At 36.6% G+C, this 481-nt stretch carries 2 tRNA genes; both read right to left on the bottom strand.

What is annotated here, in order from left to right:
* A tRNA-Leu gene (locus H4J67_RS20030) sits at nucleotides 1-82 on the bottom strand.
* A gap of 274 nt (nucleotides 83-356) precedes the next feature.
* Nucleotides 357-442 (bottom strand) — tRNA-Leu (locus H4J67_RS20025).
* Nucleotides 443-481: the final 39 nt, after the last annotated feature.

Raw genomic sequence — 481 nt, 5'->3', positions numbered from 1 at the left:
ACCCGGAGACGGACTTGAACCGTCACACTCTATGAGCGAGGGATTTTAAATCCCTTGTGTCTACCAATTCCACCACCCGGGCATCGGATAATTCTTTTTAAAGTAGAGATTGGCTCCCTACTAACTCTTAACTTACTAAGAGATTTAACTAATTAAACTCTTTAACTTATCTACACACTAAATTTAAACAACTAACGAGACGCTACATCTTTTATTGGCCGCTAAATCACAACATCTTAGCTATATTTATTGTATAAAAATATTTGCATTGTAAATGTTAAGTAAATTAATTACATTATTGATACAGGTTTAATTACTACTATTTAAATTACTGGACAGAAAGTACAGTATAAAGATGGTACCCGGAGACGGACTTGAACCGTCACACTCTATGAGCGAGGGATTTTAAATCCCTTGTGTCTACCAATTCCACCACCCGGGCATCGGATAATTCTTTTTAAAGTAGAGATTGGCTCCCTAC

Source organism: Colwellia sp. BRX10-4 (assembly GCF_014077465.1).
GTDB lineage: Bacteria > Pseudomonadota > Gammaproteobacteria > Enterobacterales > Alteromonadaceae > Colwellia_A.
The sequence above is the reverse complement of the archived record's forward strand: the minus strand, read 5'-3'. Positions and strand labels throughout refer to the sequence as shown.